This window comes from Nioella sediminis (genome assembly GCF_001879695.1).
Taxonomy (GTDB): Bacteria; Pseudomonadota; Alphaproteobacteria; order Rhodobacterales; family Rhodobacteraceae; genus Nioella; species Nioella sediminis.
The window spans coordinates 1-21,634 of the sequence record NZ_MNBL01000142.1; the positions used below are offsets into that span (position 1 = coordinate 1).

Consider the following 21,634-nt stretch of genomic DNA (forward strand, 5'->3'; position numbering starts at 1 on the left):
CGTGATCGTGCACGATCTCTTCCTCAACGAGACCGCGAACTACGCGCATGTCTTCCTGCCCGGCTCCACCTTCCTCGAAAAGGACGGGACCTTCACCAATGCCGAACGCCGCATCAACCGCGTGCGCAAGGTAATGGCGCCGCGCAATGGCTATGCTGATTGGGAAGTGACGCAACTGCTGGCCAACGCCATGGGCGCGGGCTGGCATTACACCCACCCCTCCCAGATCATGGAGGAAATCTCCGCCACCACGCCCTCTTTCGCCGGTGTCACCTATGACATGCTGGAGGAAAAGGGCTCGGTCCAGTGGCCCTGCAACGAGGCGAACCCCGATGGTACGCCGCTGATGCATGTCGACGGCTTCGTGCGCGGCAAGGGGCGGTTCATCGTCACCGAATATGTGGCGACCGATGAAAAGACCGGCCCGCGCTTCCCGCTTCTGCTGACCACCGGGCGCATTCTGTCCCAGTACAACGTTGGCGCGCAGACGCGGCGCACGGCGAACTCGGTCTGGCATGAGGAAGACGTGCTGGAGATTCACCCCCATGACGCGGAAAACCGCGGTCTGAACGATGGGGACTGGGTGCGTCTGGCGTCCCGCTCCGGCGAAACCACGCTGCGGGCGAAGATCACCGACCGGGTCAGCCCCGGCGTGGTCTACACCACCTTCCACCACCCCGACACCCAAGCCAATGTCATCACCACCGATTTCTCGGACTGGGCCACCAACTGCCCGGAATACAAGGTGACGGCGGTGCAGGTCGCGCCCTCGAACGGGCCGTCGGAATGGCAGGAGGACTACAACGCGCAGGCGGCCCAATCGCGCCGCATCCTGCCGGCGGCGGAATAGCGATGGCGCGACCCCTGTCACGGTCCTTGCCGGGCCTCTCGGTGCAGGCGGACGGGCAATTGTCCGTCCGGCGCAACCTGCCCGAAGAGGTGCCGGTCGCGGTGGTGTTCGATGGCTCCACCCAGGCCGTGATGATGGCCAGCCCCGGTGATATCGCCGACTTCGCCCATGGGTTTGCCCTGTCAGAGGGGTTCATCGAGACGCTCGACCAGATCGAGGATTTCGAAGTGGTGGAGCATGAGGCCGGGATCGAGGCGCGCTTCTGGCTGACCGGCGACCGCTCACAGGCGCTGGAAACCCGGCGACGCAAGATGGCCGGTCCCGTGGGTTGTGGCCTATGCGGGATCGACAGCCTGGAGGAAGCCACCCGCGCGTTGCCTACAGTCACCGCCGAGCCGCGCCTTTCGGCCAGCGAAGTGGCCCATGCCACCGACGACCTGCGCGCGCAGCAGCCTTTGCATGACCAGACCCGCGCAGTCCACGCGGCGGGGTTCCTCATGCCGGGGCAGGGCATCGTGATGGCGCGCGAGGATGTGGGGCGGCACAACGCGCTCGACAAGCTCATTGGTGCGCTGGCCCTTCAGGGGATCAACCCCGCCACCGGTGCCTTCGTCATGACCAGCCGCGTGTCGGTGGAACTGATCCAGAAAACCGCCATGGCGGGCTGTCCCTGTCTCATCGCCGTCTCTGCCCCCACGGCGCACGCCCTTCGCCTTGCCGATCAGGCAGGCCTTACCGTTGCCGCCTTCGCCCGTGGCGGCGGCTTCGATCTCTATTCCCATCCGCATCGCATCATCCCCGAGGCCCAAGATGTCCCCTGAAAAAATGGTCACCATGGCCAACCAGATCGCCACCTTCTTCAAGTCCCAGCCCGGCACCGATCAGGCGGACCGGATCGCCGCGCATCTGAGCGATTTCTGGGACCCGCGCATGCGCGCGCAACTGCAGGCCTATGTCTCCGAAGGTGGCAAGGGACTGGATGCACTGGTGTTGGACGCGGCGCAGAAGATCTGACATTTTCGCTGCCTATCGGCATCAAATTATCCTTTATGGGTCGCAGGTTAGCCCCATTAGCCCTTGCAATGGCTTGAAGCTGCCCACACGTCATGACAGAAGGCGCCACCCGATCCGTGCAGGGGGTCGTCACCTGGAGGGCTGAGATGCTCGATATTACTGCCATGCGCGAAAACCTGTCAGAGGTTTACGATCTCGCGCCCAATGCAGACCTGGCCGAGGAACTGGCCCCGATCTATGCCAAGATGGACCGCGTGGTGACCCCAGTGGACTGGGTGCGTCACGCGCCATACGTGGCCGCAATCAACCGGTTGAAGCGCGAGCGGAACGCGGTGATCCTCGCCCATAACTACATGACGCCGGACATCTATCACGGGATTTCCGATTTCGTGGGCGACAGCCTGCAACTGGCCATGGAAGCGCAGCGCACCGATGCCGAGGTGATCGTGCAATGCGGCGTGCATTTCATGGCCGAGACCTCGAAGATCCTCAGCCCCGAAAAGCGCGTGCTGATGCCGGATATGGAGGCGGGCTGTTCTCTTGCGGAATCGATCACCGCCGAGGGCATCGCCCAGATGCGGGCAAAATATCCCGGCGCGCCGGTTGTCTCTTACGTGAACACCACCGCCGAGGTGAAAGCCGCCTCCGACATTTGCTGCACGTCCTCGAACGCCGCGCAGATCGTGGCGGCTCTGGACGCCGATACGATCATCATGACCCCCGACCAGTATCTGGCCCAGAACGTCGCCCGCGACGTGCCGCAGAAAAACGTGGTCTGGTGGGAAGGATCGTGCATCGTGCACGAACAGTTTACGGCCGAGGACATCAAGGATTTCCGTGAATGGAACCCCGGCACCCGCATCATCGCGCATCCCGAATGCCCGCCATCGGTGGTCGAGGCATCGGATTTTTCCGGCTCCACCAAGGGGATTATCGACTATGTGGCGCGCGAAAAGCCCGAAAACGCGATGCTGCTGACGGAATGCTCCATGGCCTCGAACATCGCCGACGCACTGCCCGAGGTCGAGTTCGTCGGCCCCTGCAACATGTGCCCCTATATGAAGAAGATCACGCTGGAAAAGGTGCTCTGGTCGCTCCACACCATGTCGCCCGAGGTGCATGTGGACGAAGAGATCGCCGCGAAAGCGCGCCTTGCCGTTCAGCGGATGATCGACCTCAGCCGCGAATTGGGGATCTGAAGCGGTGATCCGCACCGACCGTATCGTCATCGTGGGCGCAGGCCTTGGCGCGCTCTACGCGGCGCTGGAACTGGCACCGCGCCCGGTCCTAATGATCTCGCCCGAGGCTTTGGGTGACGGGGCCAGTTCTGCATGGGCACAGGGCGGTGTCGCTGCCGCCATGGCGGCCAGCGACAGCCCCGAGGCCCATGCCACCGACACGGTGAAGGCCGGGGCAGGGACGGTGGATGCCGAGGTTGCCGCGATGGTCACCCGCGTCGCACGCGACCATATCCTCGACCTGACCAGCCTTGGCACCCCCTTCGATCGCGACGACAAGGGCGGTTATGTCATGAGCCGCGAGGCCGCCCATTCCGCCGCCCGCGTCGTTCGCGTGCAGGGCGATCAGGCGGGCAAGCAGATCATGGAAACGCTGATCGCCGCGTTGCGGGATACGCCGTCCGTTCAGGTCATCGAGGGGGCGCTTGCCACCCGGCTGGAATCGGAAGGTGACCGTGTCACCGGTGTCTGGATCACCTCTGCGCACACGCCGTCCGGCGAGGTTCTGATCGAGGCACCCGCCGTGCTGCTGGCCGGTGGCGGATCGGGGGGGCTCTACGCCCACACCACCAACCCGCCGCGCATCCGGGGGCAGGTGATCGGCATGGCCGCGCGGGCAGGGGCGCTGATGGCCGACCCGGAATTCGTGCAGTTCCACCCGACCGGTTTTGACATCGGCGAAGACCCCGCGCCGCTCGCCACCGAGGCCCTGCGCGGCGAAGGCGCGGTGCTGATCAACAAGGCGGGTGAGCGCTTCATGCTCAACGTGCACCCCGATGCCGAACTGGCCCCGCGCGACATCGTCGCCCGCGCGATCTTTGCCGAGACCCAGGCCGGGAACCGCCCGATGCTGGACACGTGCGCGGCCCTCGGGGCGCGGGTGCTGACCATGTTCCCCTCGGTCGCCGAAACCTGCGCCCGCGCGGGGATCGATCCGGTTGCGGACCCTATCCCCGTGGCCGTCGCCGCCCATTACCACATGGGCGGGATCGCGGCGAATCAGGCCGGTCGGACCAGCCTTGGCGGGCTCTGGGTCTGTGGCGAGGCGTCGTCGACCGGCCTGCATGGTGCGAACCGGCTCGCCTCCAACGGGCTGCTGGAGGCGCTGGTCTATGCGCGCAACGCCGCCGGTGATATCGCGGGGACCCTGCCTTTGACCGAAGCGGCACCTGTGACCATCCGCTTTCCGGATGGCGGCAGCACCCCTGACCCGGACGCGGTGGCGGACCTGCGCCAGACCATGACGACCCATGTCGGGGTGCGCCGGACAGCCACAGGCCTGAAGACCGCGCTCGCCACCATCGCCCGGCTGGAAGCGGACCATGCGCACGATCCCTCCTTCCTCAACATGACCTCCACAGCGACCCTGATCGCCGCCGCCGCCCTCGCGCGGGAAGAAAGCCGGGGCGGTCACTGGCGCGACGATTTCCCGAATGCGAACCCGGATCTCGCGCATCGCACCCTGATCCACCTGCCGGACGCCCTGGCGATCCGGGCCGCCGCCGCAAAGGACACCGCGTAATGCAGCATGCCGACCTGCCCGACCTGATCCTGGAACCGCTGGTACGTGCTGCCCTGATGGAAGACCTCGGCACCTATGGCGACGTGACCACCCGCGCCGTGATCCCCGCCGGAGTGACCTATGACGCCCGGCTGAATGCGCGGGCAGAGGGCGTTGTGTCGGGCATGCAGATCGCGCGGATGGCCTTTCACCTGGTCGATCCCACGCTGAAGGTGGAGGTGCTGCGACCCGACGGGTCGCCCTGCGCCCCCGGCGACACGCTGATGACCATCAAGGGCAGCGCCGCGTCGATCCTCTCGGGTGAGCGGGTGGCGCTCAATTTCGCGGGCCGCCTGTCGGGGATCGCGACACTGACCGCGCAATTCGTCAAGGAAACCGACGGCACCGCGACGCGCATCACCTGCACGCGCAAGACCACGCCGGGGCTCAGGATCGTCGAAAAACAGGCGGTGCTGCATGGCGGTGGCTTCAACCACCGCTTCAGCCTGTCGGACGCCATTCTTATAAAAGATAACCACATCGCGGCCGCGGGCGGCGTGCGCGCGGTGCTGGAGGCGGCGAAGGGCAGCGCATCGCATATGATGCGGGTGGAGATCGAGGTTGATACGCTCGACCAACTGGCCGAGGTGCTGGAGGTCGGCGGGGCTGATGTGGTGCTGCTCGACAATATGGACACGCCGACCCTGCGCGAAGCGGTGAACATGGTTGCAGGCCGCATGGTCACCGAGGCGTCGGGCAACATGACCCTGCCACGCATTGCCGAGGTCGCTGCAACCGGGGTGTATTACATATCCTCGGGTGCCTTGACCCATTCCGCCAAGACGCTGGATCTCGGTCTGGATTTCTGACCAACCGGAACGCAGAGAAAAGTTTTCCCGAAAACTTTTCGAATGCGCGCGCCGGGCGGAAAAATCTTCTGGAAGATTTTTCACGCCCTGGTCAGAGGTCGTAGACCAACCGGAACCCCTGGTGCGGCGTGGCCGTGTCCGGCGCATTCCCATGACGCGCCGCGATGCGATACCGGTAGCAATAGGAGATATGGCACAGGAACGAGCCGCCCTTTTGCAGCTTGTAGCCGTCCTTGCCCCGATGTGCCGCCAGAGTCGCCTTCTTGAGCGACTTCACCCGAAAGGGCTCCGACGTCCACTCCCACACATTGCCGACCATGTTGAAAAGCCCATAGCCATTGGGCTCAAAGGATCGGGCAGGCGCGGTTGCAATGAATCCGTCGGCCCCGGTGTTGCGGTGCGGGAACTGACCCTGCCAGATATTGCAGGGCAAAAACGTTGTATCGTCCGGTTCCTCATCCCCCCAGGGAAAGCGCACATCGCCAAGCCCGCCGCGCGCGGCGTGTTCCCATTCGGCCTCGCTCGGCAGCCGTCCACCCGCCCAGATGGCAAAGGCCTGCGCGTCATTCCAGCTGACCTGCACCACCGGATGATCCTCGTGATAGGCCTCCGGCACCAATGGCCCGTGCGGCAATCGCCAGCTGGCCCCATCGACCATGCGCCACCATTCGGTGCCGACGACCCCCTGTGTGGGGGGCGCGTTGGGCGGCAAAAAGCTGAAGAAGACGAAGGAATTGCCGAAGCGCTCGGCCTCCGTGACATATCCGGTTTCGGCCACGAACCGGGCGAAACGGGCATTGGTGACCGTGGTGGCGTCGATGGCGAAGGGCTTGACCCGTTTGCGCTTTATCGGGCTTTCCCCGTCCATGGGCAGACCGGGGCGGGCCGTGCCCACCAATGCAGTGCCACCGGGAATCGGGATCGCCTGTGCCTTGCCGCTGACCCCGGTGCCGGGCGTCATGGCCGGGGCAGGGGGTGCTTCGCCGTCTCGGACCGGGGCGCAGCAGGATTTGGATGTGTCGGGATCGGTCATCTCGGCCTTCGCATGTCACTGGCCGCAGTCATGGCGGGAATGCCGGGCCAGGTCCAGCCCGGCTGTCGCTATATCCCGCCGCGCGGGGTCAGCGGAGCGCGGCTTTTGTCATTCCCGGCATCGGTGGTCTTTTTCAGCAGCGCCAGAAGCTGCGCTTTTTCATCCTCGTCGAGCCCAGACAGGATTTCCCCCTGCAGATCCCGCACCACGGGCCGCACGCGCGCCAGCAGGTCCTGCCCGGCCTGTGTGACCGTCAGGACCCGCGCGCGCCGGTCCCTGGGGCTGACCTCCCTTGCAACGAATCCCTTCTGTTCCAGCCGGTCGATCACGCCGCCAAGCGTCGTCTGATCATAGGCAATCGCGCCCGCAAGCGCGGCCTGCGCGATGCCTGGACGGGCGTCGATCGCCGACAGGGCCGCGAATTGCACCGGGGTCAGTTCCACCCCTTCGGCTGCCATCCGGTCCGCGAAGACCGCCACCGAGATCTGGTTCAGCCTGCGCACCAGATGCCCCGCCATGTTGTAGATCTCGACCATCCCGGCCTCCTGCTTGGATCATCAGGATAGGCGAAACGCGGGAGAGTTGACAAGCATACTAATAATCAGCATACTTAATATATCGAATCCAAGGGAGGACGCCATGGGCGAGCAATTGGGCACGTTGGAAGAGCTGCCGCAGGACTATCGCGATGACATGACCGCAGCGGGGGTCGCGCCGCTCTGGCCGATGATGCGCAACGTGTTGCCCCATGGCGCCCCCAACCCGGTCACCAGGCCGGGCCACTGGAATTATGACGCGATCCGCCCCCTGCTGCTGCGCGCGGGCGAGCTGACGCCGGTCGAAAAGGCCGAGCGTCGTGTTCTGGTCCTCTCCGATCCCGGTCGCGGGGCAGGGGCAATGCAGGCGACCTCCTCGATCTATCTGGGGCTGCAGCTGCTTTTGCCGGGCGAAACCGCCCCGGCCCATGTTCACACGCCCTCTGCTGTGCGGATCGTGGTGGAAGGCAAGGGCGGCTATACCGTCGTCGACGGAGAAAAACTGCCGATGGAGGAGGGCGATCTGGTGCTGACCCCCGGCGGCGAATGGCATGACCATGGACATGAGGGGACCGAGCCGGTCGTTTGGCTTGACGCGCTCGACCTGCCGCTGTTCGTCTATCTCGAAGGCTCTTACGCCACTGAAGGCCCGCTCCAGGCGCAGCGCAATCGCCCCGATGCCAGCCAGGTGGAATATCTGTCTTCCGGTCTTGCCCCGAGCCGCAAACTGGGCGCAGGCGCGCGCCGCTACCCGATGATGCGTTACCCCTGGGGCCGGACCGAGGCCGCTTTGAACGAAATGGCCGCCTATACCGATGGCGACTGCGCCGAGCTGGACTACGTGAACCCCGAAACCGGCGCCGATGTGCTGCCCACCATGGGCTTCACCGCCATGCGGATCGGGGCCGGTCAGCGCCATGCGCCGCCGCTGCGCAGTTCCTCTGCGGCCTTCCATGTGGTCAAGGGACAGGGCAAAACCACCATCAACGGCGAAACCATCGCATGGGGTCCGAAAGATACCTTCACCGCCCCGGTCTTCGCCGAGATCACCCATGAAGCAGGGGAAGACGCCTATCTGGTGCGCGTCCATGACCGCCCGCTTCAGGAAAAGCTAGGCTACTACGAGGAACGCGCACGATGACCGACTATCTTTTCGACACCCCCAAGGTGCAGTCCATCCCCGTGAAGGGGGAGATGGCCCAATACCCGGTGCACCGCATCTTCTGCGTGGGCCGCAACTATGCCGCCCATGCCGCCGAAATGGGGGTGGAGGTCGACCGCGAGGCGCCCTTCTACTTCACCAAGTCGCCTCAGGCGGTGCTGGCCAGCGGATCGACCCTGCCGTATCCGCCGGGGACCGAGAATTTCCACTACGAAATGGAGTTGGTTCTGGTCATCGGCAAACCCGTCTTCCGGGTATCGGTCGCGGGGGCGGCATCAGCGATCTACGCCTATGGCTGCGGTCTCGACATGACTCGCCGTGACCTGCAGCTGGCCGCCCGCGCCAAGCAGCGGCCCTGGGATCTGGGCAAGGATGTAGAAGGCTCTGCGGTGCTGACCGGTCTGACCAAAGCAGAGGAGATGGGAGAGATCGGCCCGCAGCGCATCCATCTGGAGGTGAATGGCGAGGTCAAGCAGGACGCTTTGCTGTCCGATCTCATCCATGGCGTGGCCGAAATCGTCGCGGACCTGTCGAAGTTCTACCACCTCGCCCCCGGCGACGTGATCATGACCGGCACACCGGCGGGCGTCGGCCCCGTTGTGGCGGGCGATGTGATCACCGGCGGCGTCGACGGGTTGGAGCCGATTTCCCTCACCATCGGCGCGCCGGAATGATCCACGTTCACGGATATTTCCGCAGCTCCTCTGCCTATCGGCTGCGCATTGCGCTGAACCTCAAGGGCGTGGCGCATGACTTCACCTCGGTGCATCTGCGCCGGGGCGGGGGGGAGCAGAAGCGCCCCGAGTTTCGGGCGCTGAACCCGCAGGCGCTGGTCCCGGCGTTGGAGGCGGATGGGCTGGTCCTGACGCAATCGCTGGCGATCGTGGAATGGCTGGACGAGACCTATCCCGACCCCGCGCTGTTGCCATCGGACAAGGATCTGCGCGCGCAGGTCCGGGCCTTTGCACAGGTCATCGCCTGTGACGTGCATCCCCTGCAGAATCTGCGGGTGCTGGACTATCTGGAACAGCATTTCGGGGCCGATCAGGCGGTGAAAGACGCCTGGTGCCAACGCTGGATCAGGGATGGGCTGGAGGCGTGCGAGGCGCTATTGGCCAAACAGACCCACGGTGGCAGCTTCTGCTTTGGCGACATGCCGGGGCTTGCCGATATCTGCCTGGTCCCGCAGGTCTTTTCAGCGGCGCGGTTCAAGCTTGATATCAGCCACCTGACACGGGTGAACGCGGTCTATGACGCCTGTCAGGCGCTTCCCGCCTTCGCCGACGCGGCCCCCGGCCTGCAACCCGACGCGGAGCCGTAAGGCCCCGCCACAGATCACATCAGTTTCCCGAAACGGAAACCATCCCGCCCAAACTGTCAATTTACTTGGGTGAACCGGAAAGTCATGCTTCGAGAAGGAGTGCACGACATGGCACAAGACAGGATCATCATCGCCGGTGGCGGCATTGGCGGGCTGGCCACGGCGATTGGGCTCGCACAGAAGGGCATCCGCTCGCTGGTGCTGGAAAAGGCCCCGGAACTGGGAGAGATCGGCGCGGGCATCCAGCTTGGCCCCAATGCCTTTCATGCTTTCGATTATCTGGGCGTTGGCGACGCGGCGCGGAACATGGCCGTCTATATCGACAATCTGCGCCTGATGGATGCGATCAGCGGCAACGAGATCACCCGCATCCCGCTGGACGATGCCTTCCGCACCCGCTTCGGCAACCCCTATGCGGTGGTGCATCGCGGCGATCTGCACGGGGTTTTCCTGCGCGCCTGTATCGAGCATGATCTGGTCGAGCTGCGCACCAATGCGGGCGTTGCCGATTATGAACAGGATGACAGCAGCGCCACCGCAATCCTTGAGAACGGAGAACGGGTGACGGGCAGCGCTTTGATTGGCGCGGACGGTCTGTGGTCCAATATCCGCAAGCGGGTGGTGGGTGACGGCAAACCGCGCGTTTCGGGCCACACCACCTATCGCAGCGTCATCCCGGTCGAGGACATGCCCGAGGATCTGCGCTGGAACGCCGCCACACTCTGGGCGGGGCCGAAATGCCATATCGTGCACTACCCGTTGTCGGGCTGGAAGCTCTTTAACCTCGTGGTCACCTATCACAATGACGCGGCGGAGCCTGTGGCGGGCAAACCCGTATCCCATGACGAGGTGCGCCGCGGGTTCGAGCATGTGAACCCGGTCGCGCGCCAGATCATCGAGAAGGGCAGGGATTGGAAGCTGTGGGTTCTGTGCGACCGCGATCCGGTGGTGAACTGGCAGGATGGGCGCGTGGTGCTGCTTGGCGATGCGGCGCACCCGCAGTTGCAGTATTTCGCGCAAGGCGCCTGCATGGCGATGGAGGACGCGGTGGCGCTGGCCCACCAGATGGAGGCCTGTTCCGGCGACGCCAGCCGCGCTTTCCCCGCCTATCAGGAGATGCGCCGCCTTCGCACCGCCCGCATCCAGTTGCAATCGCGCGAGATCGGGGACCATATCTACCATGCCTCCGGCGCGCATGCGGAACTGCGCAACGCGGTGATGAGCGCCCGCAGCCCCGAGGAATGGTACGACATGATCGCCTGGCTTTACGGCTCCACCGGGCTGGATGGGGCGGTGTCGTCGGAAACCCTGCGCAACAGGAGTGCATAATATCCGTTGCGTGGGACAGAAAATTAGGTTACCGAACGGTTGGTCGTTTTATTTGAAACGAAATCGGGGGAGCAAACGCGCCGGTTGAAATGGTATCGACAAGAATAGTTATGTCGTATATCTAAATTGGCGGAGGAAGACCTGTTCGAGATAGAATCATGTGTATCCGCGCGAAATTGCGGCTACGCTTCGGTCAAAAGGGAGGAAACCGATAATGACCATTACTCGTCGTAACCTGATGAAGACCACCGGCGCCGCCGGTATGGCCGTGATTGGCGCAACCGTTCTGCCCAAGGCAGCGCGCGCCAACGAATTCACCCTGCGCCTGCACCAGTTCCTGCCCGCGCAGGCCAACATTCCCGCGCAGGTGCTGGACCCCTGGGCCGATGCGATCGAGGAGCAGTCCGGTGGCCGCATCACAGTGGAACGCTACCCCTCCATGCAGCTTGGCGGCACGCCCCCCGATCTGATCGACCAGGCCATTGACGGCATTGCCGATGTGGTCTGGACTGTGGCGGGTTACACCCCGGGCCGTTTCCCACGCACCGAAGTGTTCGAACTGCCCTTCATGATGACCAGCGCCGGGCCGACCAGCCGCGCCTACTGGACCATGGCCGAGCGTCACATGATGGATGCCGATTTCGCAGCCTTCAAGCCGATCGCCGTCTGGGTCCATGGCCCCGGCCTGATCCACTCCGCCGACCCGATCCGCACCCCTGCGGACCTGAACGGCGTCAAGCTGCGCGCACCGACCCGCGTGACCAACGCCATGTTCTCGAACCTTGGCGCCACCACCGTCGGCATGCCGGTTCCGGCAATCCCGGAAGCGCTGTCGCGCGGCGTGGTCGATGCGACCGTCATCCCGTGGGAGGTCGTGGGCATCCTGCGCGTTCAGGAACTGGTGGAAAACCACACCATCTTCCCGAATGCCTCGCTCTACACCACCTCGTTCATCTTCGGCATGAACCAGGCGTCCTATGACGCGCTGCCTGCTGACCTTCAGGCGGTGATCGACGCCAATTCCGGCGCGGACACGTCCGAATGGGCCGGCCGCACCATGCAGGAATTTGACGAGCCCTCGCGCATGGCCGCCGAAGACCGTGGCAACAACATCATCGAACTGACCGAGGACGAGGTGAACATGTGGCGCGAAGCGGCGCAGCCCACCATCGACAACTGGGTCGCCGAGATGGACGAAGCCGGCATGGACGGCACCGGCCTTCTGGCCGAGGCCCGCGCGCTGATCGCGGAATACAGCGCCTGATCGAACCGGCCCCCGTATGCCTGAAGGCACGCGGGGGCCGTATTCTATCTGCAATGATGGGGGGTGAGATGCCCAATCTGGTGGACCGGCTGGCCCGTGGCATGGCCGTTCTCGGTGGAATGATCCTGACCGTTCTGGTGATCCTCGTTTTCGTCAGCGTCCTTGGGCGCGGGCTGAACACGTTCGGCAATTCCGACTGGCTGACCGGCGTCGCGGGTGGCTTTGCCGAGTGGCTGATCGGCACCGGCGTTGGCCCGATCGAAGGCGATTTCGAGGTTGTCGAATCCGGCATCGCCTTCGTGATCTTCTGTTTCCTGCCCATCTGCCAGCTCTATGGCGGCCACGCGGCGGTGGATGTCTTCACCTCGCTGATGCCCACGGGCGTCAACAAGTTTCTCCAGACCCTGTGGGAAGTTGTTCTGACGGGCGTCCTGATCCTGATCACCGTGCAGCTTTATGAAGGCATGATGGACAAATACCATAACGGGCAGACCTCGTTCCTGCTGCAATACCCGGTCTGGTGGGCCTACGCCGCCAGCCTCGTCGCGGCCATCGTGACCTCTCTGGTCGGTATCTATTGCGCCGTGGCCCGCGTGATCGAGCTGTTCAGCGGTCGCGCCATTCTTCCTGGCTCCGGGGGGGCGGTCCATTGACGATGTTCGAACTTGGGGCCTGGTCCTTCCCCGTCCTGCTTCTGCTGATCTTCCTGCGCATGCCCATTGGCCTTGCGATGTTCCTTGCGGGCGTTGTCGGGCTGTGGATGGCCACCGGCGATACGTCGATGTTCATGGCGCGGCTGAAGACGGAAACCTTCACCACCTTTTCTAGCTATTCGCTGTCCATCGTGCCGATGTTCCTGCTGATGGGGCAGTTCGCGACCCTCTCGGGCATGTCCACATCGCTGTTCAAGGCCGCTGAAAGCTGGCTTGGTCACCGCAAAGGCGGTGTCGCCATGGCCTCGGTCGGGGCCTGTGCGGGCTTTGGCGCGATCTGCGGCTCGTCGCTGGCCACCGCCGCCACCATGGGCCGGGTCGCTCTGCCTGAACTCAAGCGCTACGGCTATTCCGGCGGCTTCTCCACCGCCACACTGGCCGCGGGCGGCACGCTTGGCATCCTGATCCCCCCATCGGTGATCCTGGTGATCTACGCGATCCTGACGGAACAGAACATCGCCTCTCTCTTCCTCGCGGCGCTGGTGCCCGGCATCCTTGCGGCGCTTGGCTATATCCTGACGATCTCGATCTATGTGCGCATCAACCCCAAGGCGGCAGGCACCCGTCCGCCCGTGCCCATGGCCGAGCGCATCCGGGCGATGCTGGATGTCTGGCCTGTAATCCTTGTCTTCGGCCTTGTCGTGGGCGGCATCTATCTGGGCTGGTTCACGCCGACCGAGGGCGCCTCCGTCGGGGCGTTTGGCACCGGGCTGATTGCCTTCTTCAACGGCACGCTCACGTGGAAAGTGTTCAAGGAAAGCATCATTGCCACCGCCATCGGCACCGCGATGATCTTCTTCATCGTGCTCGGCGCGCATCTCTATAACGGCTTCCTCGCGCTCAGCCAGGTGCCGCAGACCCTATCGGAATTCGTGTTGGCGCAGGGCTTTTCGCCTTGGATGATCCTCGCCCTGATCCTGATCTTCTACCTCGTCTTCGGCTGCCTGATGGATTCGCTGTCGATGATCCTGCTGACGATCCCGATCTTCTTCCCGGTCATTTCGGTGCTGGATTTCGGCCTTGTCGACATGATCGGCCTGCAGACCGTCCGGCTGGAGGCGGCGATAGCCCAGGGGCTGGATGCGGCGCCAGAGCTGATACGACAGGCGCAGGATCTGCTGGCCGCTGGCACCGAGCTGACCCGCGACCAGTTCCGCGAATTGGGCATGCGCCCGGTCACGCAATTCCAGCTGGAAGACGTGGCCACGACCAGAACCGCGATCTGGTTCGGCATCCTCGTGTTGATCGTGGTCGAGGTCGGGCTGATCACCCCGCCGGTTGGGATGAACCTGTTCATCATCAACGCGATGGACCGGGAGACGCCGATGGTCGAGACCTACAAGGCGGTGATGTACTTCGTCACCTCTGACCTGGTGCGCGTGGTGATCCTGGTTCTGTTCCCGGCCATCACCCTGTTTTTGCTGCCGCTTTAGGCGGTCTCAAACCCCCGGTGCCCTGGTGCCGGGGGTTCTTGCGTCGCATATCGTTATGTGACATAACTATTATGTGATGAAAGAGAAAGGCAAAGCCCATGCGCATTCAGGATCAGGTGGCCATCGTCACGGGTGGCGGGTCAGGGCTCGGGGCCGCGACGGCGCGGCATCTGGCGGGGCAGGGGGCGAAGGTCGCGATCCTCGACTATGACGGCGCGCGGGCCGAGGCTGTCGCGGCAGAGATCGGCGGCATCGCCGTGCAACTGGACGTGGGCGACGAACCCGCCGTCGGCACGGCGGTGGCGCAGGTGGCGGAGCAACTCGGCCAGGCCGCCCGGATCGCGGTTAACTGCGCGGGCGTGGGCCTTGCGGCCCGGATCGTCGGGCGCGAGGGCAAGATGTCCTTCGACGTGTTCGAACGCACCCTGCGCGTCAATCTCTTCGGCACCTACAATGTGATGAGCCACGCCGCACGGCTGATGTCGGAGCTGGAGCCGACCGAGACCGGCGAACGCGGGGTGATCGTCAACACCGCCTCCGTCGCCTATCAGGACGGTCAGCTGGGGCAGGCGGCCTATGCGGCCTCCAAAGGCGCGATTGCCGCCATGTGCCTGCCCGCCGCGCGGGAGTTTGCCAAGCAGGGCATCCGCGTCATGGCCATCGCGCCGGGTCTTTTCCACACCCCGATGATGGAGGGCCTTCCCGAAGAGGTCACCGCCCAGATTACCGCGAACATTCCCTTCCCGGCGCGGCTCGGCCAGCCGCAGGAATATGCGCTGATGGCCGCCCAGATCATCGAAAATCCCTATCTCAACGGCACCACGATCCGCCTTGATGGCGCGGTCCGGCTGCCGCCGCGCTGAAAGATCCCCCATGTCCGACATTCTGAAGATCGAGATCGAGGAGGGCATAGCCACCCTCACCATGAACCGCCCCGGCAAGCGCAACGCCATGTGCGACGAGCTGCTGCACGCGATTGATGCCTTCTTTTCCAACCCGCCCGAGGGGGTGAAGGTGGTGATCCTGACCGGGACCGAAGGGCATTATTGCTCCGGCCTCGACCTGTCGGAGCATCAGCAGCGCGATGCGGAAGGAACCATGCGCCATTCGCGCGGCTGGCACGCGATCATGGACAAGATCCAGTATGGTGGGCTGCCGGTGGTGTCGGCCATGTTCGGGGCCGTGATCGGCGGCGGGCTGGAACTGGCGACCTCCACCCATGTGCGGATTGCAGAGCCTTCGACGATCTTCCAACTGCCCGAAGGCAAGCGCGGCATTTATGTGGGGGGCGGCGCATCCGTGCGCGTCGGGCGTATCCTTGGCGCCGACCGCATGGTCGAGATGATGCTGACGGGCCGTAAATACGGCGCGGAGGAGGGGCTGGCCCTTGGCCTCACCCATTACAGCGTGGGGGAGGGCGAGGCGCTGCCCATGGCGCGCAAGCTGGCCGCGCAGATCGCGTCGAATGCGCCGCTTTCCAACTACATCATGATCCAGGCCATCAGCCGTATCGAGGACATGGCCAAGGCCGACGGGCTCTTCACCGAAAGCCTCTGCGCTGCGCTGACCCAGACCAGCCCCCATGCGCTGGAGGGGTTGCAGGCCTTCCTGCAAAAACGCGACCCGAAGTTCGGATAAGGCCATGAGCAAGCCCAACCCCGCCCCACCTGTCGTTACCCGCGTCTCCGACGCCACCCTGCGCGGCTTCGTCGGCTACCACATGAAGCGTGCGTTCAACGTGGTGCAGGCCGATCTGGCCACGACGCTGAAACCCTTTGACCTGCGCATGATCACCTATTCGGCGCTTGTCCTGATCGTCGACAACCCCGGCCTGCGCCAGTCGCAACTGGCGGATGCGATGGACATTGAGCGGCCCAACCTTGTCGTCATCATAGATGAGCTGGAACGCCGCGACCTCATCTTGCGAGAGAAAGTCCCGACCGACCGGCGTGCTTATGCGCTGGTGCCGACGCTGGCGGGGCGGCAGCTTTGCGCCCGGGCGATCGAGGCGGTGAAGTCCCATGAGGCGCGGCTGCTTCAGGGGGTGGGGATGACCGAATACGCGCAGGTGCTGGATGTTCTGCGCCGGATCGAAGCCAAAGGCACAAAGGAATGACCGCCATGAAGCGCACCACCGATTTCCTGCCCCATGCCGTGACGCGAACCGTGCGGCCTGACGGGTCGATCCTGCTGCATTCGGACATTCCGCTTGGCCCCGTCATGCGGCGCACCGGCGACTGGCTGCACCGTTGGGCCATCGAAGCGCCCGACCGCGTGTTCCTGGCCGAGCGCAGCGGCGCGGGCTGGCGCACCGTGACCTATCGCGAGGCGCTGCAAATGGTGCGGGCGCTGGCCGAAAGTCTGCTGGCGCGGGGGCTGGACCAGGATAGCCCGATCCTGATCCTGTCGGGCAATGGGGTGGATCATGGCTTGCTGTCGCTCGCTGGCCAATATGCGGGCGTGCCCATTGTGCCGGTGGCCGAGCAATATTCGCTGATCCACGGCGCCCATGGCCGGTTGCGTCACGCGGTGGACCTGGTGCGCCCCGCCATGGCCTATACCGTCGATGCTGCGCATTATGGCGAGGCGCTGGACCTCGACTGTTTCGACGGGGTGGAGATTGTCGCCAGCCACACCCATGGCCGCCCCGGCGTGACGGCGTTCGAGACGCTGTTGCAGGGTGATGACAGCACCGATATCGACGCCGCCTTCGACGCGGTGACGCCTGCGACCGTGGCCAAGATCCTGATGACCTCGGGTTCCACCTCCTCGCCCAAGGGGGTGCTGACGACCCAAGGCATGATGTGCGTGAACCAGACGCAACTGGCCGACGCCCTGCCGATGCTGCGCGCCCGCCCGCCGCGCATCGTGGACTGGCTGCCGTGGAACCATGTCTTCGGCGGTTCGCATAATTTCAACATGATGCTGGCGAATGGCGGGTCGCTCTATATCGACAACGGCAAACCGGTGCCGGGGCTGTTTGAGCGGACGGTGGAAAACCTGCGCCTGATGACCGGAACGCTCAGCTTCAACGTGCCCGTGGGCTACGGGATGCTTCTGAAGGCGCTGAAGGCAGACGCGGGGCTACGCCGCCGCTTTTTCGAGGATCTCGACCTGATCTTCTACGCCGGCGCGTCCCTGCCGCAGGAGGTCTGGCAGGGGTTCGAGGTGATGGCGATGGAGGTGAAGGGCGAGGTGCCGTTGATCACCACAAGCTGGGGCCTGACCGAAACCGCGCCCGCCGTGATGCTGCAGCATGAGCCGATCGACCGCTCGGGCGTCGTCGGTGTGCCGTTGCCGGGCTGCACGGTGAAGCTGCTTCCGGACAGCGATATGCGCTGCGAGGTGCGGGTGAAGGGGCCCAATGTGATGCCCGGCTATCTGGATGCGCCGGAGAAAACGGCGGAGGCGTTCGATGAGGACGGGTTCTTCCTGACCGGCGACGCGATGGTGTTTGTGGACCCCGACGACCCCAATAAGGGCATGAAGTTCGACGGGCGCATTTCCGAAGATTTCAAGCTGCTGACGGGCACCTGGGTGCGCGCGGCGCAGCTGCGCATCGACATGCTGGCCTGTCTCTCGCCCCTTGCCGCCGATCTGGTGATCACCGGGGCGGATCGCGACCAGATCGGGGTGATGATTTTCCCCAATATGGGCGAGTTGAAGTCCGAGGGTTTTTCGGATGCGGCCGACGCCGGGGCACTGTCCGACAAGGCCCTGCTTGGCGAAATCCACCGCCGCCTTGCCGAACGCGCCCGCGAGATCAGCGGCAGTTCCACTCGCGTCGCCCGCGCCATCGTGCTGGCCGAGCCGCCCTCGATGCCCGAGGGCGAGATGACCGCCAAGGGCAACCTCAATTTCCGCAAGGTTCTGAACCGGCGGGCCGATCTGCTGGCCCGGCTCTATGCCGACAGCGATCCTTGCGTCACCACGATCTGAAAAGGCCAAGCCAATGGTAGACCTGACAAAAATCCGCGCCATCGACATCCACACCCATGCCGAGGAACCCTGCGGTTGCCATGCCGATGACGGCTATGATGACCTGCAAGCCACCATGGCGCAGTATTTCCGCGCGCCCTGGCAACACCCCCCGACCGTGCCCGAAACCGCCGCCCATTACCGCGAACAGAACATCGCCGCGGTGATCTTCCCCGTCGATGCGGAACGCGAAACCGGCTACCGGCGCTACAAGAACGAGGAGGTGGCCGAACTGGCCGCAGAAAACAGCGACGTGCTGATCCCGTTTGCCTCCATCGACCCGTGGAAGGGCAAGATGGGCGTGCGCGAGGCCAAGCGGCTGATGCGCGATTTCGGCATCAAGGGCTTCAAGTTCCACCCCACGATGCAGGGTTTTTATCCCAATGACCGCATGGCCTATGCGCTTTATGAGGCGATTGAGGAGGAAGGCGGCATCGCCCTTTTCCACACCGGTCAGACCGGGGTGGGCAGCGGCATGCCCGGCGGCAACGGGATGCGGCTGAAATACTCCAATCCGATGTATATGGATGACGTGGCGGTCGATTTCCCCGACCTCAAGATCATCCTCGCCCACCCCTCCTTCCCCTGGCAGGAGGAGGCGCTCGCCGTCGCGCAGCACAAGCCCAATGTCTATATCGACCTCTCGGGCTGGTCGCCCAAGTATTTCCCCGAGATCCTTGTGAAATACTGCAACTCGATCCTGCGCAAGAAGGTCCTCTTCGGCTCCGACTGGCCGATGATCACGCCGGAACGCTGGCTCGCGGATTTCGAGAAGATCGCCATCAAGGACGAACTGCGCCCGGATATCATCAAGGGCAACGCCGCCCGGCTTCTGGGGCTGGAATGATGGAGCCCCCGCGCCTGACGCCCTTCTGCACGCTTCATGTGCAGCTTGGCCCCCTGCGGGAAATGGGGCCGGGCCGCGCCGGGCAGCGGCGGATCATTCCCATCACGGGCGGTAGGGTCACGGGGCGCATCGAAGGCGCTATCCTGAATCTCGGCGCTGACTGGCAGACGATCTTTGCCGACGGGGCCGCCGATATCGACACGCGCTACGCGATGGAAACCGAGGACGGCGCGCTCATCGAGATCGTGAACAAGGGCGTGCGTCACGGCCCCCCCGAGATGATGGAACGGCTTGCGCGCGGCGAGGCCGTGGACCCCGCCGACTACTACTTCCGCACTACGGCCCGGCTGGAATCCGGCGACCCGCGTTACCGATGGGTCAATCACCTGATCCTGGTGGGCCGCGGGGCGCGCGGTGCCTCGGGCGTCGAGATGCATCTTTTCGCCGTGGAGTAACCCCGATGAAACCCTTTACCGCCCCATTGGACGACATCCTCTTCACGCTGACCCATGTGGCGGGCGCGAACAGCACCCCCGACTGGGACGCCGAAATGGCCCGCGAAATCGGTACCCATTTTGCGGCCTTCGCGGAAGGGGAAATCGCGCCCCTCGATGAACCGGGCGACCGGCAGGGCTGCCGGCTGGAAAACGGGCGGGTGCGGATGCCCGATGGCTTCGGCGCGGTCTACAAGGCCTATGCCGAGCAGGGCTGGCCGGGTCTCACCGCGCCCGAGGAGCATGGCGGGCAGGGCATGGGCGCGCTGATGCTGGCGATCACGTCCGAGATCTTTTCCGGCGCGAACCATTCCTTGCAGATGGTCACGGGCCTCGTGCCCGGCGCGGTCCGCGTGCTGACCCGCTTCGGCACGGAAGACCAGCAGGTGCGCCATATTCCGGGCCTTGCCTCGGGCGAGACACTGGCCACCATGTGCCTGACCGAACCCGGCGCGGGATCTGACCTCTCCCGCATCCGCTGCCGGGCCGCGCAGGTAGGCGACCATTGGCAGATCAGCGGCGAGAAAATCTTCATCTCGGGCGGCGATCAGGACATGAGCGAGGAGATCCTGCACCTCGTCCTCGCCCGCACCTCGGATCATGGCGTGAAGGGCCTGTCGCTGTTCCTCTGTCCCTCCACGAAGGCCGATGGCACCCGAAACAGTGTCACCGTGACCCGGATCGAGGAGAAGATGGGCCTTCACGCCTCGCCCACCTGCCAGTTGGCCTTCGACGGGGCCGAGGCGGAGCTGATCGGGGCCGAAGGGCAGGGGCTCATGGCCATGTTCACCATGATGAACCACGCCCGCGCCGATGTGGCGCTGCAGGGCGTGGCCCATGCCGCGCGCGCCTATGACGTGGCAAGCACCTATGCCGCCGAACGCCAGCAGGGCCGCAAGACAGACGGCAGCCCCGCAACGCTCGCCGATCACGCCGATGTGCAGCGCCTCCTGACCGAGATCGACGCGCTGGCCATGGGCGGCCGCGCGATCTGCCACCTTGCCTGCGTGGCGATGGAACGGGGCGACGCGCCGGACCTGGTGGAGGTCCTGACCCCGATTGCCAAGGTCGCCTGCACCGAGGGCGGCATGCGCGCGGCGGAACTGGGGATGCAGGTGCTTGGCGGCTATGGCTACCTGTCCGAATACCGGCTGGAACAGACCTATCGCGACGCGAGGATCACCGCGATCTATGAGGGCGCGAACGGCATCCACGAACGGATGCTTGCCACCCGGCTTCTGACCGGCGCGCCGGGGGCGGCGTTTGACGCCTTCCTGCAAGGCGAGGACCATGCCGGGTTGCTGCCGCTTTGGCAGCGCGCCCGTGCGACGGTGCAGGAGGCCGCGGATCCGACGCCCCTTGCCCATGATGTCATGGCACTCACCATCCTCACGCTTCTGGCAGCGCTCTACGCCCGGATCGCGAAGGCCGCGGATCAGCACCCTGACCCTGCGCGGATCAGGCGGCTGGCCGGGGAAGGGATCCGCACCGCCCGAAGCTTTGCCCCGGCACATGCGACGAGGCTGGGGCTCTGATCCTTTCAGCTTGGTGAAAATACCTCGGGGGAGTCGCCCTCGGGCGACGGGGGCAGAGCCCCCTTTCCCGTAACAGCATCGCGGCCCGTCAGGGCCGCGCGGGTCGACGTGCTGAAGGCACGGCGAAATCGCTGTTTCATTTGCACGACCGGTGTACAGGGGGTGTACGGGGGGTGTACGCGTGGTGCCCCCCCTCAATTCGCCGGTGCAGCCAGCCCCAGAATCGCCCGCGCCTGCTGCCAGCTGGCCACCGGACGCTCGTATTTTTCACACAGCTCCACAGCCCGCGCGACAAGCGCCGCGTTGGAAGGGGCGAGCCTTTCGCGGTCGAGCCGCATGTTGTCTTCCAGCCCCGTGCGTGCGTGCCCGCCCGCGGCAATTGCCCATTCATTCACCACGATCTGGTTGGGTCCGATCCCTGCGGCGCACCAGGGCGCGTCCTCTCCAAAGAGCCGCTTCACGGTGCGGATGTAGAAGTCGAACACCTCGCGATCCACCGGCATGGCGTTCTTCACGC

The 21,634-nt window shown here is 64.7% G+C and carries 23 protein-coding genes; 20 read left to right on the forward strand and 3 right to left on the reverse strand.

The annotated features are described in order from the left end of the window. From BKY26_RS16225 to nadC, 6 genes are all read left to right on the forward strand, one after another. A partial coding sequence (locus BKY26_RS16225; RefSeq protein ID WP_146632872.1) for a molybdopterin dinucleotide binding domain-containing protein occupies positions 1–850 on the forward strand: 850 nt, incomplete at its 5' end. Positions 851–852: 2 nt separating this feature from the next. Then, positions 853–1,671 (forward strand): formate dehydrogenase accessory sulfurtransferase FdhD, encoded by an 819-nt coding sequence (gene fdhD, locus BKY26_RS16230; RefSeq protein ID WP_071691426.1) that lies wholly within the window; start codon positions 853–855, stop codon positions 1,669–1,671. Beyond that, the gene (locus tag BKY26_RS16235) at positions 1,661–1,864 is read left to right on the forward strand and encodes a formate dehydrogenase subunit delta (protein ID WP_071691427.1); all 204 of its coding nucleotides are present in this window, start codon (positions 1,661–1,663) and stop codon (positions 1,862–1,864) included. The genes fdhD and BKY26_RS16235 overlap by 11 nt, the downstream gene beginning before the upstream one ends. Before the next feature lie 146 nt (positions 1,865–2,010). Next, the gene (gene nadA, locus BKY26_RS16240) at positions 2,011–3,063 is read left to right on the forward strand and encodes a quinolinate synthase NadA (protein WP_071691428.1); all 1,053 of its coding nucleotides are present in this window, start codon (positions 2,011–2,013) and stop codon (positions 3,061–3,063) included. A 4-nt stretch (positions 3,064–3,067) separates the two neighbouring features. Continuing rightward, on the forward strand, positions 3,068–4,624 hold the full coding sequence (locus BKY26_RS16245) for an L-aspartate oxidase (protein ID WP_071691429.1): 1,557 nt from the start codon (positions 3,068–3,070) through the stop codon (positions 4,622–4,624). After that, positions 4,624–5,472, forward strand: a complete 849-nt coding sequence (gene nadC, locus BKY26_RS16250) for a carboxylating nicotinate-nucleotide diphosphorylase (RefSeq protein ID WP_071691430.1) — start codon at positions 4,624–4,626, stop codon at positions 5,470–5,472. Before BKY26_RS16245 ends, nadC begins: the two co-directional genes overlap by 1 nt. 91 nt (positions 5,473–5,563) lie before the next feature. Here the strand turns inward: nadC and BKY26_RS16255 are convergent, their stop codons facing one another. Further along, positions 5,564–6,505 carry a formylglycine-generating enzyme family protein gene (locus BKY26_RS16255; protein ID WP_071691431.1) on the reverse strand — a complete coding sequence of 314 codons (942 nt, stop codon included), beginning with the start codon at positions 6,503–6,505 and terminating at the stop codon, positions 5,564–5,566. Positions 6,506–6,573: 68 nt separating this feature from the next. Then, complete coding sequence (locus BKY26_RS16260) at positions 6,574–7,041, reverse strand: MarR family winged helix-turn-helix transcriptional regulator (protein ID WP_071691432.1); 468 nt, start codon at positions 7,039–7,041, stop codon at positions 6,574–6,576. A gap of 103 nt (positions 7,042–7,144) precedes the next feature. On the opposite strand from BKY26_RS16260, the gene BKY26_RS16265 reads away from it, so the two are divergent. The 14 genes from BKY26_RS16265 to BKY26_RS16330 all read left to right on the forward strand — a co-directional run bounded on the left by BKY26_RS16265 (position 7,145) and on the right by BKY26_RS16330 (position 21,117). After that, positions 7,145–8,182, forward strand: coding sequence for a cupin domain-containing protein (locus BKY26_RS16265; RefSeq protein ID WP_071691433.1), 1,038 nt, complete (start codon positions 7,145–7,147; stop codon positions 8,180–8,182). Continuing rightward, positions 8,179–8,877 carry a fumarylacetoacetate hydrolase family protein gene (locus BKY26_RS16270; RefSeq protein WP_071691434.1) on the forward strand — a complete coding sequence of 233 codons (699 nt, stop codon included), beginning with the start codon at positions 8,179–8,181 and terminating at the stop codon, positions 8,875–8,877. The genes BKY26_RS16265 and BKY26_RS16270 overlap by 4 nt, the downstream gene beginning before the upstream one ends. Next, complete coding sequence (gene maiA, locus BKY26_RS16275) at positions 8,874–9,524, forward strand: maleylacetoacetate isomerase (RefSeq protein WP_227435073.1); 651 nt, start codon at positions 8,874–8,876, stop codon at positions 9,522–9,524. The genes BKY26_RS16270 and maiA overlap by 4 nt, the downstream gene beginning before the upstream one ends. A 108-nt stretch (positions 9,525–9,632) precedes the next feature. Next, positions 9,633–10,853, forward strand: a complete 1,221-nt coding sequence (locus tag BKY26_RS16280) for a 3-hydroxybenzoate 6-monooxygenase (protein ID WP_071691435.1) — start codon at positions 9,633–9,635, stop codon at positions 10,851–10,853. A 214-nt stretch (positions 10,854–11,067) separates the two neighbouring features. Then, positions 11,068–12,117 carry a TRAP transporter substrate-binding protein gene (locus BKY26_RS16285; protein WP_071691436.1) on the forward strand — a complete coding sequence of 350 codons (1,050 nt, stop codon included), beginning with the start codon at positions 11,068–11,070 and terminating at the stop codon, positions 12,115–12,117. Between the two features lie 68 nt (positions 12,118–12,185). Beyond that, on the forward strand, positions 12,186–12,770 hold the full coding sequence (locus BKY26_RS16290) for a TRAP transporter small permease (RefSeq protein WP_071691444.1): 585 nt from the start codon (positions 12,186–12,188) through the stop codon (positions 12,768–12,770). A 2-nt stretch (positions 12,771–12,772) separates the two neighbouring features. Then, complete coding sequence (locus BKY26_RS16295; protein WP_425434493.1) at positions 12,773–14,263, forward strand: TRAP transporter large permease; 1,491 nt, start codon at positions 12,773–12,775, stop codon at positions 14,261–14,263. A 98-nt stretch (positions 14,264–14,361) separates the two neighbouring features. Next, positions 14,362–15,126, forward strand: a complete 765-nt coding sequence (locus tag BKY26_RS16300) for an SDR family NAD(P)-dependent oxidoreductase (protein WP_071691438.1) — start codon at positions 14,362–14,364, stop codon at positions 15,124–15,126. Positions 15,127–15,136: 10 nt separating this feature from the next. Next, on the forward strand, positions 15,137–15,901 hold the full coding sequence (locus BKY26_RS16305) for a crotonase/enoyl-CoA hydratase family protein (RefSeq protein ID WP_211268005.1): 765 nt from the start codon (positions 15,137–15,139) through the stop codon (positions 15,899–15,901). Positions 15,902–15,905: 4 nt separating this feature from the next. Next, on the forward strand, positions 15,906–16,379 hold the full coding sequence (locus tag BKY26_RS16310) for a MarR family winged helix-turn-helix transcriptional regulator (RefSeq protein ID WP_071691440.1): 474 nt from the start codon (positions 15,906–15,908) through the stop codon (positions 16,377–16,379). Between the two features lie 5 nt (positions 16,380–16,384). Continuing rightward, positions 16,385–18,202 (forward strand): feruloyl-CoA synthase, encoded by a 1,818-nt coding sequence (locus BKY26_RS16315; RefSeq protein ID WP_071691445.1) that lies wholly within the window; start codon positions 16,385–16,387, stop codon positions 18,200–18,202. Between the two features lie 13 nt (positions 18,203–18,215). Further along, a complete protein-coding gene (locus BKY26_RS16320; RefSeq protein WP_071691441.1) occupies positions 18,216–19,088 on the forward strand; it encodes an amidohydrolase family protein in 873 nt (290 codons plus the stop codon). Beyond that, positions 19,085–19,543: a DUF3237 domain-containing protein gene (locus BKY26_RS16325; protein WP_211268006.1), complete on the forward strand. Its 459-nt coding sequence runs from the start codon at positions 19,085–19,087 to the stop codon at positions 19,541–19,543. Before BKY26_RS16320 ends, BKY26_RS16325 begins: the two co-directional genes overlap by 4 nt. Before the next feature lie 5 nt (positions 19,544–19,548). Next, positions 19,549–21,117, forward strand: coding sequence for an acyl-CoA dehydrogenase family protein (locus BKY26_RS16330; protein ID WP_071691442.1), 1,569 nt, complete (start codon positions 19,549–19,551; stop codon positions 21,115–21,117). Between the two features lie 194 nt (positions 21,118–21,311). Here the strand turns inward: BKY26_RS16330 and BKY26_RS16335 are convergent. Next, positions 21,312–21,634 (reverse strand): 3-keto-5-aminohexanoate cleavage protein (locus BKY26_RS16335; protein ID WP_146632873.1); only part of this gene is annotated, 323 nt, incomplete at its 5' end.